The sequence below is a fragment of the Spiroplasma ixodetis genome, assembly GCF_059729505.1.
Genome location: NZ_AP038353.1, coordinates 437016 through 452686 on the forward strand (window position 1 = coordinate 437016; position 15671 = coordinate 452686).

Genomic DNA, 15671 nt, shown 5'->3' on the forward strand with positions numbered 1-15671 from the left:
TATTATAAACTTGTTATATTACTTTTAACAAAATTGGTATTATTAATTATTGGTAAATTTTGTTCATTATTAATATATTTTGAAAAATTATCGTTTCATTCATCATTGTATAATTTAATACCATTACCAATTTTTGTACGATAATTAAATTGATAATTACTACCTCATCATTCACAATATTGTAATGTAAATACTTTTAAATAATAATTTTCATTTTCTCAATAAAAAGTTAAACCGAATCTTTGGTTAATACTTATACTTTTTTCATTTTGAACTTCATCAGTAAATTTCTGTAATATTTGTTCTTTATTTGGAGATATATTATTTTTTGTATTTTCAATAATATCATCAAATTTATTATTTCTTTCTTTTAAAAATGTTTTAATACTTTTACTTGGACCATTTAATTTTCATTTTTTATATTCACCTCAACTTGCACCACAATCATTTGTATAAACTATAGAAGCTAAAGAATTAATTCATTCAACAAGTGTTCCTCAACAATCATTATCAATATCACCTAGAAATTCTATCTTTTTATAATTATCAACCGGATTAATTTTTCCTAAATTTAAAATTTTAAATTCAGTAGATCAATAATTATTTCCTGCAGGGTCAGGATTAAAAATGTGTTGAATATTTTTTTTATTATTTTCATAATAGATTTTTAATTCTTTATTTAAATCAGAACTTTTTATATTTGATAATATTTCTCCAAATAAATGACCATCACTTGCAATTCTATCTGTTCTCAAAAAATAAATTTCATTTCTTTTTGTTATTATATAAAATTTATCTTTATCAAATACTTTTATACTTGTTACTTCTTCATCAATATTATTAAACTTTTGAACATCACCGTTACTATGAATTAAATAAAAACCATTAGTTGTACCAACATAAACCTCTCCTGATGTTAATTTACCTTTATTATTTTCATCTAAAACTTTTATTGTAGTTATTTTTCCTTGAATTTTATCAATTTGTGGTTTTAAATCACAAAATTTTTCATGTCAATAATTATTATTTGTTATTTGTCTTGCTTTTCTTCTATTACAATTATTTAAATTTGGTTTAATAAAATAAGATAATATAATTCTAATATTGCTATGTCCTAGAATATTTGTAAGTTGATTTATTGGTAAAATTAATATTCTTGCTAATAAATTAATAAATGATTCATTATCTCTTCTTCTTAAATATCCAAATTCAGTCAATATATTTATCGATTCTTGATTTGAACTTGGGTTAGGTCTTCTATCATTTCCAGTTGAAAGTAAATAAATTATAAGAGATTGAATACGAGATTCTTCATTTCAATTAACTAATGTATTATAAATAGGATTCTCAATATTACGTTGTAAAACAATATATCCATCATTATTATTAACTAATTGTTGAATAATATGAGTATGAAGTGATCAAAATCTTAATGATTCTGCTGTAATTACAATTACTCTTCCCAAGGAATAACGAATATTATCATATAAAGACATACTTCCTATATTAGATATTTCCAAAAATGCTTGATAAATATCAGTTCAATAAATTCTATGACTTAATTCATCAGGTAATAAATCTATATAATCTGGTCGAATGTTACTTAAATTAATATTATTTGTTCTATCAATTCTTGTTAAATGTGGAACTGAACCATCTCTAACAGCAGCAGGTTGTCTTCTATTATCAATATTACTAAAATCAAAATGATAATAATTATTATTAACCATTAATCCTTCTACATATAAATTATCTGTTCTTAAAACTAATTCTAAATTTCTAGAAAAACTTTGTCCATTTTGTTCTCCTCTAATTTCAACTGGAAGTCTAAAATAACCATAATTTGATTCAGAATTTAAAGCCAAAATAGTATTATCCTCAGAAATAAAATCAGGATTAACTAATAAATTTAAATCTCTAATTCTTCTTAATACTCCTCTATCAACTAATTCGTTGATAATAATTTGAAAACTAGTTTGATATTCTCTTCGATTATTTTGATTAATAATTAATTTTTCATTTAATTGCAAAATTTCTTTAGACGTCTTTGGATGTGTCGTAACTTGTTTTTTAATTCTTCTGCTTTTTTTATGACGATGTTTATGTGTACTTGTTTCTAATTCTGTTTGATAAAATGGATTAATATTTTCATTTGTTTCATTTAAACTATATGATTGATAATTACTTGTATTTGTAAAACTGTTTGGTTCATTTATTGATTCTAAACTAGTATTGTTACTAACTCAATCTTTAATCTTTTTATTATCAATTGACTTAGCATTAATACCTATAGTTTTATCATTAATTAATGGTGCAGTTAATACTCATAATTTAAATTAATAACTTGGACTAAAATATTTCATAATTTTATACCTCTTTATTTTAAACATAAAAAACTCATTGATTTTAAAAATATAAAATTATGAGTTAAAAACTTATATTAAGTTTGGTTAAATTCTACACCATTATTTTTTTTATACTTGTTTAAACTTTTTTATAATATTCTTTTATTTCTTTAACTTTATTTTTAAATTGTTTTTTATGAAAAAAACACATATTAAAAAATTGTTCTATACTACTTTCTATATCTAAAGTTTTTAAAGTAACTAATACTTTACTATTACAATCTTTAACAATACATTTTAATAATACTTTTTCTTGTTTTGGTTTTTGCATTAATTCACTTTCTTAATTAAATAAATCTTCATCTTCTAAACAATTTCTTCCAGTAAAAACAAAAATTATTATTCATATTATTGCAATTATTATTCATAATGGTAATAATATTAATCTCATAATAAATTCTAATAAGTCTTACATTATTTCTCCTTATTTAAATAATATCAACCAATTAATAAACTATCTGCTTCATCATGATTTGATATTGTTATATTTCATTTTTGTTTAATTATTAATTCATTTGCTAATTTAATTGATATTTCTTTAGTTTATTTAATTAAAAAAATATCATCAATATTAAAATTTAATCTATATCAACTTTGTCATTGTCTTGGTAATATTCAATGTTTTTCTGGAATATAATATTGATATAGTAAACTAAATATATGACCTCTTAATGATTGCATTTTTTCTGAACTACGAGCATTTAATTTATTATTAAATCCACGTTCTATAACTACATTAAAGTCTTCGACTCAATATCTATATTTAGACCATTTATAATGAGCATCTTCTTCACTTGCTTTTATAGATAATTGTTCAATAATTTTTTCTATAAAATCATAATGTTCATATTTATTAAAATCATAACTAAGAATTAAAACTGGAATAGCAGAAGTTATTTCACATTCTTTATCAATTAAAAAATTACATTCTTCATTTCAAGATTTATTATGTTTACAACAAGGTTTTCATAAAGTAAATCAAGTATTTTTTATACTTGGGTCAATTGAAAGTAAATAATTATTCATAATTTCTATACTCATTTTTATTATTATTTTTTAAATTTTTAAATCTTTCACGAATTTCTTTAAATTTATCAAATAATACTTTTAAATAATTGTCACCCATTAATATTAAAAAATCTTTATTATTACTTGGATTTAATTTTTCCATATCTTCTCTTATACATTCATCAAATAAAACTGTATTTGTAATCATATATTTTTCAAAATAATCTAATTATTTTTGACTTGGTTCTCATTTTTCATTAGATGTTTTTATATTATTAACGTAATTATTTTGTGGTTTATTATTTTGAATTAAATTAACATTATCATTATCTGGGTCAAGTTCATCTTCACTTAATAAAAGTAAATTCATTAAAAAATATCTATAAGCATAAGTTTCTGCACTACCTTTTGCTTTTGCTATATCTGTATTTTTAGCACAAGCAAGTATATCAAAATATTTTAATTCTTTATCATTATCTAAATCTATAATTGTATATCTTTTAAAATAAGTTATTTCTACTTCATTAGTATCTAAATAATTAATTTTTCTATCTGTTGTTAATATATCTTCATGTGTAATAACAATATTTAATTCTTTACATAATAATTTAAATTTATTAAAACCATTTTTAGGTGTACTACCAATTTCTAACTGTAATTTAAGTATTTTTTTATATAAATTATTCATTATTTATCACTCTTTCTATTTATTGCTTTTTTAATTAAACTTCTTATAAAACCATTAATTTTCATATTTTTTTCTTCACAAATTTCTTTTAATTTTTCATAATCTTTTTCAGTAAATCTTAAATGAATAATAATTTGTTTAATCATTAAATCTTCTGGTTTCTTTTTAGGTGCTGCTGTCATATTTATTCACTACTTTCTTCTTTCATAAATAATTCTTTATTTCTTCCACCATATTCTCCTAATTTAAATCCAATTGAACATTTTTGATATCTTGAAAATCTTTATTTTGCATATTATTAAACTCCTTTAAAATTTTCTAATTGTAATTCATTAATATAATATTCATATAAAGAATCTCAATTATTTGATGTTAAATACATATCTTCTTCAATCATGTTATTAATACATTTATTACAATAATAATTATTATCAATTTCACTAATTAATATATTTTTCATTATGTATATTACATTTCATTTTTTTCACTTATTAATTTATAAAAACATTTATTACAAGTTCTATTTCCATATGATGAATTTTTATGACAAATATCACATGAACCTTTAATTCTATATTCTCTACATTCCATAATTATTAATCCCTTTCTATAATTTTTAATATTTCATCTATTTCAATATATTTTTGATTTTTAAGTAATTTTTCATTACATAAATTTTTTATTAATTCAATTTTTTCAACATTTAATAACATATTAATTTCCTTTAATACTTTAAATAAAATATTTTTTCATTATGAGTATTTATTTCTTTCATTGGCATAACAGTATAATTTATTGCTAAATCATTATGTTTATATGAATTATTGATTTTAAAACTTTTTATATCTTGTTCTCATGTAATGTTATATTTAAAACATTCTTGATTTTTATCATTTTTAAAAATATAATAACCATTATATTGTTCATAAAATTTACAAGATATTAATTCATTTTCATTTCTAGTAATATTTGGAATATTTTTAATATATTTTAAAATATCACTACCTTTAACACTTTCAATATCTTTTGTTATTAATTTTTTACCTAATTTATAATAAAAATCTTCAATTATTTTTAATGCTATTTTTTTATTTTTTTCATCAATAATAGTATCTTTAATAGGAAATCATGTTTCATATTCACCAATTTCTAATAACATACCTTTAGTTGTTTCTTTAATTTTATTTTTAATATCTAAATTAACATTAATCATTACGTATCCTTTCTATGTATAAGCCTTATCACCTACAGTGATAAAAAATGCTTATATACTACTAACTACTTATCTACTATACGTAAGGCTTATGCTACTGTAAGTAGCATAAGCCTTGGAGGGTAGTGGTTCTAGGGGAAGGGAACCAAAAAAATATCAAATTGTAAAAGAGTAACACAAAAATTACTATTGGAATATTCCAGCACAATATTCTAAATAATTTTTTTTATTTAGTTATGTAATAATTAATTACTTTAATAAAGTGCTGGTTTAATAAAATAATTAATTATAATTGTTTAACAATTAAAAAATGAGAGTGTTATCTCTCATTTAAGTTCTTATTAAATCTAACCATTAACTTGATGCGCCCAAGACAATGTGAAAATATGACAGATGAGCAATTTGATGAATATTGTAGAGTATATTGTAAAGAACATAGAATTAAAGTTGATGAAATTAATAAATCAAGTCATAAAAATTGTATTAATAAAGAAAAATGAATTGAATATTTAATTGAACATGACACATTAGATATGGAATTAAAATTAGAATTAGTTGATTATATCAATTGATACAACAACATAAGAATCCACAGCACTCTAAACTACTTAACCCCCATAAAACACCAAGCACAAATGTCTACCAAAAAACAGTCCTAAAAAAGGTTGCCATTACAAGTTTGGGAAAATTAATTTTACGTGCTGAAACTGCACCTTTATTTTTAATGTCAATCATTAATTATGAAACAAGTTTAAAAAGTTAGAGGAGTACAAGATGATTAGAATTGGTATTATTGGAACTGGAAAAATTGTTCAAAGATTTATAAAGCAAGCGTTAACTAATAAAAAATTTAAAATAACTTGTATATATTCAAGAAGTTTAGATAAAGCAGAAACATGAGCAAAAAAAATATAATATTGCCCATAGTACTGATGATTTAAATAAAATGATAGAATATATTGATGCTATTTATATTGCTTCACCAAATGGTTTGCATTACAAACAAAGTAAATTATTTTTAAATAATAATATTCATGTTTTGGTAGAAAAAACTATTACTTTTACAGTTGAAGAAGTTAAAGACCTAATTTCTTTAGTAAGAAGTAAAAAAATAATTTTATTAGAATCTTATGTTACTGTTCATTTACCTATTTTTTCTAAATTAAAAAAATTAGTTCATGAAATAAATCCAGAAGTAGTTAACCTTAATTTTAATCGTATTTCTTCAAGAATGCCATCAGTTGAAAAAGGAATATATGATTCTGTTTTTGATAAAGATTTTGGTAAAGGTTAAACTTATGATAGTTTAGTATATCCATTACAATTAGTATTGTATTTATTAGGTAAAGTAAAAACAGTTAAAGCGATGGCAATTAAATTACCTAATGATGTTAATTTAAGTAATCATGTTATTTTGAATCATGAAAATGGAACTATTACTACTATTACTTGTAGTAAAGGAGTAACCTCTTATGCACAAAGTGAATTTATAGGTCATAATAGTAGTCTTGTTTTATCACAAGTTCATCCATTAAGCGGAATTAAGGTTTATACTAAAAACGGAATAAAAGAAATCGCAGATAATACCAATGAAGAAAGTTTAATGACATATGAATTAAATGATTTTGTAAAAATGATTAAAAATAAAGATTATTTAAGTCGAGATTATTGATTAAATCATAGTTTAATGAATCTTGAAGTTATTGAAGCAATTATTAAAAGTGAAAATGAATTAGGAGTTGAAGTTTATGAAAAGTAATATTAATTTAAATGAATATATTGATCATACATTACTAAAACCAGAAGCAACATTATCAATGATTGATACATTATGTAAAGAAGCAAAAACTTATTATTTTAAAGCAGTTTGTATTAATCCATTTTATATTAATCGTGCTGTTACTTTATTAAAAAATAGTAATGTTAAAGTATGTACAGTCGTTGGTTTTCCATTGGGTGCCAATACTACACAAACTAAAGTAGCAGAAACAATTAATGCGATTAAATATGGTGCTCAAGAAATTGATGTTGTTATTAATATTGGGGCACTAAAGGATAATGATCAAAAACTTGTATTGCAAGATCTACAAGCAGTTCGTAATGCATGTCCACAAAATATTATTTTAAAAGTAATAATTGAGTGTAGTTTATTAACAACAGAACAAAAAATTATTGCTTGTCAGTTAGTAACTAAAGTAAAAGCAGATTTTATTAAAACTTCAACTGGTTTTGCTAATGGTGGTGCAACGGTTGCTGATATTAAATTAATGAAAGCAAATATTGGTCCTCGTGTTGCAATTAAAGCTTCTGGTGGTATTAAAAATCAAGATGATGCAATGGCGATGATTAATGCTGGTGCTACTAGAATTGGTACTAGTAATGGTGTTTCTATTATTTCAGGACAAGAAACTAAGGCTGCTTATTAATTAATGTAAATCAAGAACTATTAAAGTAATGAAATGAGTAAACTATTTTAATAAAAAAATCAAGTTTAGGTTTTATATCATTAACTTAATAAGTTTATAAATGTAATAAACGTTATTAAGAAGAGTATCAAAATTAAAATTTAATTAAGAAAGAATTTAAAAATATGTCATTTAAATTTGAAGAAGCAAACAAAGTTAATGAAAAGTTAATTTTATTTAATAAACTTGATAAATTATTAACTCAAATTGCAAAAGAATTTACAAATAATTTTGGTAAACAAACTATTAATAGTGAAATTATTGACAAAGTAAAAGAAATGAATAATAAATATGAAGGAAAAAATAGAATACCTAAAACAGAAAATGAAATAACAATAGACATTAATATTAAAGATGTTGATAATTACTTAATTAAACAATAGTGGTATTTAATGTAAAATAAAAATATTGATATCGTTCCTTTTAAAAAAATAGATATACTAATTAATCTTAGTAAAGATAGTAATCACTTGTTTTTGTTATTTAAAGAGATTGAAACTATTTATAATAAAAAGTACAGTAATACTTTTCTTGATTTATTTATTATTTTAAATAATTATAATCAATTTATGAAAACTAATGATTTTGATAAGAACTGATATTTAAGAATTATTTTTAAAGAACTTTTTTCTTTAATAGATAAAATTATTTTTGAAAAATGCTTATATTACTCTTTCGAAAAGAATAATTTTGATAAGAAAATTATTGAAAATAATGTTGCTTTAAAATATTTATTATTAAATTTTTTACCAAGAAAAATTGATAAATGAAATTTATATTTTCCAAGAAAATATAATTTAGAAAAAAAAGCAGAAGAAAAAATAAAAAAAATAAATGATAAAATTGATGATTTAAAAAATATCTTCTTTTTTCAAAATATTATTATTTTCATCATCATTACTTGTTCTAATTTTTTAAAAATTAATTTTTGATTATTAAATTATATTTATAATAATTTGATGTTATGAACGAAATGAAAACTTAAAAATAAAATGAATAGAGTACTGATAATCCTTTATTGTTAGCAGATTCATTTATTTAGATAATTTTTGTCAATAAAAAATCCCTAATTAAAGGGATTTGCCTAATGGGTTCTGCGTTTACACCGCAGTTAGATTTCAAACTGTTATCAACTTGCAATAGGTTTTACAATATAATGTTATCACTTTGTTTCAATAATTCAAGACTTTTAATCTTTTTAATAAATTAATTATTTATTAATAACGAATATGGAAAAAAAGCTTGGTATGTTAGTAATTTTATATTTTCCATATTTAAAAAATTTCACAATTGATTTGTTTTTATACTATTATAATGATTATATATTCTATAAAGAGCATAACAAATAATGTCTGCACCTCTAATTTCTGGATATATTTTTGAATCTTTAATTTCAACAGAAAAGTTAATGTTATAATTATAAAAATTTAGATTTAAATGAGTTTCTAAAGAATTTTTAAATTTGGTACTAATTGTTCTATTATCAATATGAATAACTATATTTTTATATTTTTTTTCTATAATATTTAATTTTATTAAATTATTTAATAAATATTTAACAAAAAAATTAAATGCTTCATTTTCATTTCATTTTTTCTTATTTAATTTATTTTTGTCTATTAAAATTGAAACTGGTATAAAACTTTTTGAATTTTTATAAATATATGAAATATAGTTTACTAAGTGCTCATTTTTTAACTTAACACCTTTAATTTCTTTTAATTCACTTATATATTTATTATTAATTCTCAAGTTTTTTTCAATTTTTTGACATTTACTTCTTATATAGTTTATATTATCAATAAGATAAACACCAATTATGAAATATTGCTCATGTTGTAAATGCATTGCACTTGTTTCATCTAATATTAAATGTATATTATTATTATTATTATTATTATTATTATTCATTTTTTTAATTAATTCTAACCAATAAGTATTATTCTTGTTAAGAATATTATAAAACAAAAAATAAAAAAAGATAAGTGGAAATCTGTTGTTATTTATCTTTATTATATTTAATAAAACATAGTATGATAAATCGTAACTAAACTTAATATTATTTTTTAACTCATTATTTTAATATAAATAAATGAGTTTTTATTTTGAAAGGAAGATATTAAATGACAAATACTGAACAAGAACAATACAAAAAAGAAAGTTTAGATATTAAAAAAAGAAGAAACTTTTTTATAAAATTTAAATTAAAAAGATGACAAAATATAAGTAATGAAAATAAATAAATTTCAAAATTAAATTTGCTAATAAAACAAAAAAATCAATTAATTGATGTTATTATGAAAGAAATTAATATTGAAAAACAATTAGAAAATATAAATAAAGATGTTATTTTGGAAATTTATGAAAGAATGTTTGAGCAAGTAAAATCTGAAATTAACTACTTACATAATGAATTAACTGAAGTTAAAAAAGAAATTGATATAAAAGACTTAAATATAGACAATTCGTTTCAATATAAATATGTAACACGATTATAAATAACTTATTTTAGGATTATAAAATAATTAAAATATTTTTAAATTTATAAAAATAAATAAAATATTTGATTTATTAGTATTTTATTTCCAAAAATTTGAAAAACTTATCAAAAAAAATAGATTTTTCTGATAAATCAATATATAATTTATGAGATATGAAAGTAAGGAGGCAACAGAATATGGCAGTACCAGCAAGAAGAACGTCAAAAATGCGTAAAAATACACGTCGTGCCCATGATAGTTTATCTGCAACAACTACAACTAACTGTTTAAATTGTGGAGCAATTACTAAACCACATCATGCCTGTATGAAATGCAAGACATACAAAGGTGTAAGTATTACTAATCCATTATAAGCAGAAAAAACATCATCAACAGAAAAAAAATAAAATATGAATATATTTTATCTTAGATTACCTTCCTCTTATTTATTTAAAATAATATTTTAAATAAATAAGAGGTTTTTTACTTTACAAAATTATTTTATAATAGTTAATAATAAATTAAAATAGACACTATTTATTAGGAAGTGTAGAGTATGAAAAATAAGGGCTATTATGATTTATTATTAAAGATTAGTGATTATATTAGCAATAATTTCCAAACATCACATATTAATGATGAAAATGAATTAATTAAAGACATTGATCATTATTTAGTTAAACAACTAAATAATACTTTAATTGAAAAATTAAAAACGATTAAATCACCAGAAGCAAAAATTGATTTTTTAAATCAAATCATAATTAATTTTACTACTAATAAATTTAGTAATAACATTTTATTACAAGTAAATGATAATATCATAGATAATCATTTAACTTCTAATATTAGATTAAGTGATAATTATTTATTTACTAATGAAAACCAACAAGCATTAATTAATCATTTAAATCAGGAAATTAGAACTTGTGATGAAGTATAATTTATTTATCCTTTTATATCAAATTCAATTATTAATAAGTTACGTTCATCATTTGCTTATGCTTTAAGTCATAATATTACTATTAATTTTATTACTACTACTTTTGATGATATGGCTTTATTTGTTAATTTATATGCATTAGTTAAAATAATAAAAAAGTATCCTAATATTAAAGTTAAAGTTGAAAATAATTTAGAAAAACGTAGTGAAAGAATTCATATTAAAGCTGCCATCTTTAAACGAAATTCAGGTTTTTCTTCAGCAATAATTGGTTCATCAAATTTAACACAAAAAGGTTTAGCTAGTGGTCGTGAATGAAATATTAAAATTAATGAATTTGATAATAAGCAACTATATCAAAACATTTTAAATCAGTATTATAAATTATGAAATGATAATTTAGTTGATTTAAATGATGAACAACAACGATTACAATTACTATCACGAATTGAATATAATAGATTGCTTGTAAATAAAAAAGATGAACAATGATTAGCAACTAATTATTTTCTTTATGATTTTCAAATTGCCTTAATTAATAAATTAAATCAAAGAAAATAATAATCAAAAACCTTCAATTTTATTTTTAGCACATCAAAGAGAAATTATTGAACAAGCAATTATTACTTTTCGAAAATTAATAAATGATAAAAAATTTGCAACTATTTTAAATAGTAAACAAAATAATTTTCAAGAACAATATTTATTTGCAACAGTACAAACTGTACATAGACATCTAAATAAGTTTAAACGTCAACAATTTGATATTATTATTTTTGATGAAGCTCATCATTTGGCTGCCAAAACTTTTCAGACAATTTTTAATTATTTTCATTTTAAACAAATTATTGGTTTAACAGCAACACCAGAACGAGAAGATAATAAAAACATTATTAATTATTTTGATAATGAGTTTGCACATGAATTACGATTGTGAGATGCAATTAATGAAAAACTTTTATCACCATTTGATTATTATTTTATTGATGACATTACTGCTGATTTAACTGTTATTGATTTAAATAATGATCAACAATTATTTAAAAAATTAAATACTGAAGCAAGAAATAAGTTATTATTATATGTAATTAATGACTATATTGGATTTTATAGTAATCGGATTTGTTTAATTTTTTGTATTAACATTACTAATGCACAAATTGTTGCTAGATTTTTGCAAAATCAGGGCTTAAAAGCAGACTTTTTAACAAGTAAAAATCAAACTAATCGTAGTAAAATAATTAATGATTTTAAAAATAGAATTATTAATTATTTATGTGTAGTAAATATTTTTAATGAAGGAATTGATATTACTGAAATTGATACTATTATTTTATTACGACCAACTAATTCAAAAACAGTATATTTACAGCAATTAGGAAGAGGATTGAGAAAAACAGAAACTAAACATTGTTTATAGGTTTATGATTTAATTACTAATATTGATAAAAAATATGACATAACCATTTTTATTAAAAATCTTTCGAACTCACATATTATAAATTTTAATAAACAATTACCTAATAGTTTTAATTTACCTTATGGATGTACTATTACTTTAGAACCAAGAAGTCAAAACGTCATTTTAACTAATTTAAAGCAATGATATCAATCACGAAAAAAAATTTATTTGTTAATTCAATCATATTATCAACTTTATAATGATAATGCTATTTTTAAAATATTAATTGATTATGATTTGACAATTCAAGAATTTTATAATTTTTTAAATGATTTTTATTTACGAATAGCAAAAAAAATAAAAAATTATCAAACCCATGATAATGATACTAATCGTAATCAAAATATCTTAAAACAATTCTTATTTTTAAATGATTATCAAATAGTTAATTATTTTTATTTAAGATTAAGTCAAGAATTAGATACTGAATTAATTAATTATCATTATGACAATTTATTAATAGCATCATTATTATATGAGGTTACAAGTAATAAAGTATTTAATCGTATTTTTCCAAATTTTAATGAAATACCATGTTTAGTTACAAATTTCATTGAAAATAACAAATTAGTTGTTAATGAACTAAAAATTATTCTTAAATATAAACTAGATTATGAAACATTGTTACTTAATGAACATTTTAATCAAGATTATCCTTTATTATCTTATCAATCAACATTTACTGTACATCAGGCACTATGTACAATTAATCGTGTTAATTTTAATAAAAAACTTGGACCTTTAAAAATTATTGCCTTTCAAGCGGGTCATTTGACATTTAATGAAAATAAATCAGTAATTTTTGCAGATATTTATGGAACAAATTATAGTAAATTAACTAGTTATAATAAATTAACAAAAGAATATTACTGATCAATACCAGAAAATAAAACGATTAATTCAAAATTAGTGAAAGATTTACAAAATAATAATATTGAAAAAATATTATTTTTAAATAATGATTGTAATAAAAAATTTAAAAATCTTGCTTTAAAGTTGTATGACTTTATTGGTATTGGTCAATATCAATTAACAATTAAGAGTGATTATATTACTATTAAATTTTTAGTAGAATAAATAATATTTTATTTTTTTTACTTTATATAAAATTTTAATGATTTTAATTTTAAAAAAATAATGTTTTTTTATGATAATTAGGTTGACAATAATTATGGCATGTTGTACTATTGTTATTGTCCCAAAAATAAATGGGTTACAAACTAGAAAAAACAATCTTTGAAAACTAAATAGAACAATAATTAATCCGTCAATTTTTTATTAAAAATTAAATAAGTCAGACATCATCTTTTAACAAAAAACAATTTTATTGAGAGTTTGATCCTGGCTCAGGATTAACGCTGGCGGCATGCCTAATACATGCAAGTCGAACGAAAGTAGCAATACTTTAGTGGCGAACGGGTGAGTAACACGTATCTAACCTACCATTTAGTGGGGAATAACTGTTGGAAACGACAGCTAATACCGCATATGTTATTTATTTGCAATGATAAATAATGAAAGGAGCATTTGTTTCGCTAATTGATGAGGATGCGGCGCATTAACTAGTTGGTAAGGTAATGGCTTACCAAGGTAACGATGCGTAGCCGATCTGAGAGGATGAACGGCCACATTGGGACTGAGACACGGCCCAAACTTCTACGGAAGGCAGCAGTAGGGAATTTTTCACAATGGGCGAAAGCCTGATGGAGCAATGCCGCGTGACTGATGAAGGTCTTCGGATTGTAAAGGTCTGTTGTAAGGGAAGAAGTGCTAGAATAGGAAATGATTTTAGTATCGACCATACCTTACCAGAAAGCCACGGCTAACTATGTGCCAGCAGCCGCGGTAATACATAGGTGGCAAGCGTTATCCGGATTTATTGGGCGTAAAGCGTGCGTAGACGGTTTTGCAAGTCTGAGGTTAAATTTAGGGGCTCAACCCCTAACCGCCTTGGAAACTACATTACTAGAGTATAGGAGAGGTTAGTGGAATTTCATGTGTAGCGGTGGAATGCGTAGATATATGAAGGAACACCAGTGGCGAAGGCGGCTAACTGGCCTATTACTGACGTTGTGGCACGAAAGCGTGGGGAGCAAATAGGATTAGATACCCTAGTAGTCCACGCCGTAAACGATGAGTACTAAGTGTTGCCATGAGGCAGTGCTGTAGCTAACGCATTAAGTACTCCGCCTGAGTAGTATGCTCGCAAGAGTGAAACTCAAAGGAATTGACGGGGACCCGCACAAGCGGTGGAGCATGTGGTTTAATTCGAAGCAACGCGAAGAACCTTACCAGGTCTTGACATACCTTGCGAAGCTATAGAGATATAGTAGAGGTTAATAAGGATACAGGTGGTGCATGGTTGTCGTCAGTTCGTGTCGTGAGATGTTTGGTTAAGTTCAGCAACGAACGCAACCCTTGTCCTTAGTTGCCAGCATTAAGTTGGGGACTCTAAGGAGACTGCTAGTGTAAGCTAGAGGAAGGTGGGGACGACGTCAAATCATCATGCCCCTTATGACCTGGGCTACACACGTGCTACAATGGCTGATACAAAGAGTCGCTAAACCGCGAGGTCAAGCAAATCTCAAAAAGTCAGTCTCAGTCCGGATTGAAGTCTGCAACTCGACTTCATGAAGTCGGAATCGCTAGTAATCGCGAATCAGCAATGTCGCGGTGAATACGTTCTCGGGTCTTGTACACACCGCCCGTCAAACCACGAGAGTTGGCAATGCCAGAAGTCGGTGTCCTAACTGCAAGGAGGGAGCTGCCAAAGGCAGGGTTGATGATTGGGGTTAAGTCGTAACAAGGTATCCCTACCGGAAGGTGGGGATGGATCACCTCCTTTCTATGGAGTTTAGTTTCTAATAAGAAACCAAGACAACAAAAAAATAGATGAATGATTTATTGGATTACTTCTTTTGTTCTGTTTAGTTTTCAGGGATTGTTTTCTCTGAGCAATTGTTCTTTAAAAACTGGATAATAGACATCTTTTAAAAAAAAATAAGAT

22 protein-coding genes and 1 rRNA gene are annotated in these 15671 nt (G+C 23.0%); 13 read left to right on the forward strand and 10 right to left on the reverse strand.

What is annotated here, in order from left to right; all coding sequences use genetic code 4:
- Positions 1–2 precede the first annotated feature (2 nt).
- From AC6I4F_RS02935 to AC6I4F_RS02975, 9 genes are all read right to left on the reverse strand, one after another.
- Positions 3–2030 carry a hypothetical protein gene (locus tag AC6I4F_RS02935; RefSeq protein ID WP_497874308.1) on the reverse strand — a complete coding sequence of 676 codons (2028 nt, stop codon included), beginning with the start codon at positions 2028–2030 and terminating at the stop codon, positions 3–5.
- Between the two features lie 454 nt (positions 2031–2484).
- On the reverse strand, positions 2485–2676 hold the full coding sequence (locus tag AC6I4F_RS02940) for a hypothetical protein (RefSeq protein ID WP_497874309.1): 192 nt from the start codon (positions 2674–2676) through the stop codon (positions 2485–2487).
- Between the two features lie 272 nt (positions 2677–2948).
- On the reverse strand, positions 2949–3431 hold the full coding sequence (locus tag AC6I4F_RS02945; protein WP_497874310.1) for a hypothetical protein: 483 nt from the start codon (positions 3429–3431) through the stop codon (positions 2949–2951).
- Positions 3424–3621 (reverse strand): hypothetical protein, encoded by a 198-nt coding sequence (locus tag AC6I4F_RS02950; RefSeq protein WP_497874311.1) that lies wholly within the window; start codon positions 3619–3621, stop codon positions 3424–3426. Before AC6I4F_RS02950 ends, AC6I4F_RS02945 begins: the two co-directional genes overlap by 8 nt.
- 21 nt (positions 3622–3642) lie before the next feature.
- A complete protein-coding gene (locus tag AC6I4F_RS02955; RefSeq protein ID WP_497874312.1) occupies positions 3643–4101 on the reverse strand; it encodes an ERF family protein in 459 nt (152 codons plus the stop codon).
- Positions 4101–4283, reverse strand: a complete 183-nt coding sequence (locus AC6I4F_RS02960) for a hypothetical protein (protein WP_497874313.1) — start codon at positions 4281–4283, stop codon at positions 4101–4103. Before AC6I4F_RS02960 ends, AC6I4F_RS02955 begins: the two co-directional genes overlap by 1 nt.
- 116 nt (positions 4284–4399) lie before the next feature.
- On the reverse strand, positions 4400–4561 hold the full coding sequence (locus tag AC6I4F_RS02965) for a hypothetical protein (protein ID WP_497874314.1): 162 nt from the start codon (positions 4559–4561) through the stop codon (positions 4400–4402).
- An 8-nt stretch (positions 4562–4569) separates the two neighbouring features.
- The gene (locus AC6I4F_RS02970; protein WP_497874315.1) at positions 4570–4692 is read right to left on the reverse strand and encodes a hypothetical protein; all 123 of its coding nucleotides are present in this window, start codon (positions 4690–4692) and stop codon (positions 4570–4572) included.
- A 133-nt stretch (positions 4693–4825) separates the two neighbouring features.
- Entirely contained in the window at positions 4826–5314 is a 489-nt protein-coding gene (locus tag AC6I4F_RS02975; protein ID WP_497874316.1) for a hypothetical protein, read from the reverse strand.
- 362 nt (positions 5315–5676) lie between these two features.
- On the opposite strand from AC6I4F_RS02975, the gene AC6I4F_RS02980 reads away from it, so the two are divergent.
- From AC6I4F_RS02980 to AC6I4F_RS03005, 6 genes are all read left to right on the forward strand, one after another.
- Entirely contained in the window at positions 5677–5973 is a 297-nt protein-coding gene (locus tag AC6I4F_RS02980) for an IS3 family transposase (protein ID WP_497874317.1), read from the forward strand.
- Positions 5974–6088: 115 nt separating this feature from the next.
- Positions 6089–6229 carry an NAD(P)-binding domain-containing protein gene (locus AC6I4F_RS02985; protein WP_497874318.1) on the forward strand — a complete coding sequence of 47 codons (141 nt, stop codon included), beginning with the start codon at positions 6089–6091 and terminating at the stop codon, positions 6227–6229.
- Between the two features lie 31 nt (positions 6230–6260).
- Positions 6261–6608: a Gfo/Idh/MocA family protein gene (locus AC6I4F_RS02990; RefSeq protein WP_497874319.1), complete on the forward strand. Its 348-nt coding sequence runs from the start codon at positions 6261–6263 to the stop codon at positions 6606–6608.
- 12 nt (positions 6609–6620) lie between these two features.
- Positions 6621–7073, forward strand: coding sequence for a Clp protease/crotonase-like domain-containing protein (locus AC6I4F_RS02995; RefSeq protein ID WP_497874648.1), 453 nt, complete (start codon positions 6621–6623; stop codon positions 7071–7073).
- Positions 7063–7740, forward strand: a complete 678-nt coding sequence (gene deoC / locus AC6I4F_RS03000) for a deoxyribose-phosphate aldolase (protein WP_497874320.1) — start codon at positions 7063–7065, stop codon at positions 7738–7740. The genes AC6I4F_RS02995 and deoC overlap by 11 nt, the downstream gene beginning before the upstream one ends.
- Before the next feature lie 164 nt (positions 7741–7904).
- Positions 7905–8162 carry a hypothetical protein gene (locus AC6I4F_RS03005; RefSeq protein ID WP_497874321.1) on the forward strand — a complete coding sequence of 86 codons (258 nt, stop codon included), beginning with the start codon at positions 7905–7907 and terminating at the stop codon, positions 8160–8162.
- An 823-nt stretch (positions 8163–8985) separates the two neighbouring features.
- On the opposite strand, the gene AC6I4F_RS03010 is transcribed toward AC6I4F_RS03005, so the two are convergent.
- Positions 8986–9690, reverse strand: a complete 705-nt coding sequence (locus AC6I4F_RS03010) for a DUF3800 domain-containing protein (protein WP_497874322.1) — start codon at positions 9688–9690, stop codon at positions 8986–8988.
- Positions 9691–10037: 347 nt separating this feature from the next.
- Between AC6I4F_RS03010 and AC6I4F_RS03015 the strand changes: the two genes are divergently transcribed.
- The 7 genes from AC6I4F_RS03015 to AC6I4F_RS03045 all read left to right on the forward strand — a co-directional run bounded on the left by AC6I4F_RS03015 (position 10038) and on the right by AC6I4F_RS03045 (position 15509).
- Positions 10038–10277, forward strand: coding sequence for a hypothetical protein (locus AC6I4F_RS03015; RefSeq protein WP_497874323.1), 240 nt, complete (start codon positions 10038–10040; stop codon positions 10275–10277).
- A gap of 179 nt (positions 10278–10456) precedes the next feature.
- Positions 10457–10633 (forward strand): 50S ribosomal protein L32, encoded by a 177-nt coding sequence (rpmF, locus tag AC6I4F_RS03020; RefSeq protein ID WP_497874324.1) that lies wholly within the window; start codon positions 10457–10459, stop codon positions 10631–10633.
- 182 nt (positions 10634–10815) lie between these two features.
- Complete coding sequence (locus AC6I4F_RS03025) at positions 10816–11202, forward strand: hypothetical protein (RefSeq protein WP_497874325.1); 387 nt, start codon at positions 10816–10818, stop codon at positions 11200–11202.
- Between the two features lie 111 nt (positions 11203–11313).
- The gene (locus AC6I4F_RS03030; protein ID WP_497874326.1) at positions 11314–11763 is read left to right on the forward strand and encodes a phospholipase D-like domain-containing protein; all 450 of its coding nucleotides are present in this window, start codon (positions 11314–11316) and stop codon (positions 11761–11763) included.
- Positions 11764–11809: 46 nt separating this feature from the next.
- Positions 11810–12622 (forward strand): DEAD/DEAH box helicase, encoded by an 813-nt coding sequence (locus AC6I4F_RS03035; protein WP_497874649.1) that lies wholly within the window; start codon positions 11810–11812, stop codon positions 12620–12622.
- A 210-nt stretch (positions 12623–12832) separates the two neighbouring features.
- Positions 12833–13741 carry a hypothetical protein gene (locus AC6I4F_RS03040; protein WP_497874327.1) on the forward strand — a complete coding sequence of 303 codons (909 nt, stop codon included), beginning with the start codon at positions 12833–12835 and terminating at the stop codon, positions 13739–13741.
- 246 nt (positions 13742–13987) lie between these two features.
- Positions 13988–15509, forward strand: a 16S ribosomal RNA gene (locus AC6I4F_RS03045).
- The last annotated feature ends 162 nt before the right edge of the window (positions 15510–15671 follow it).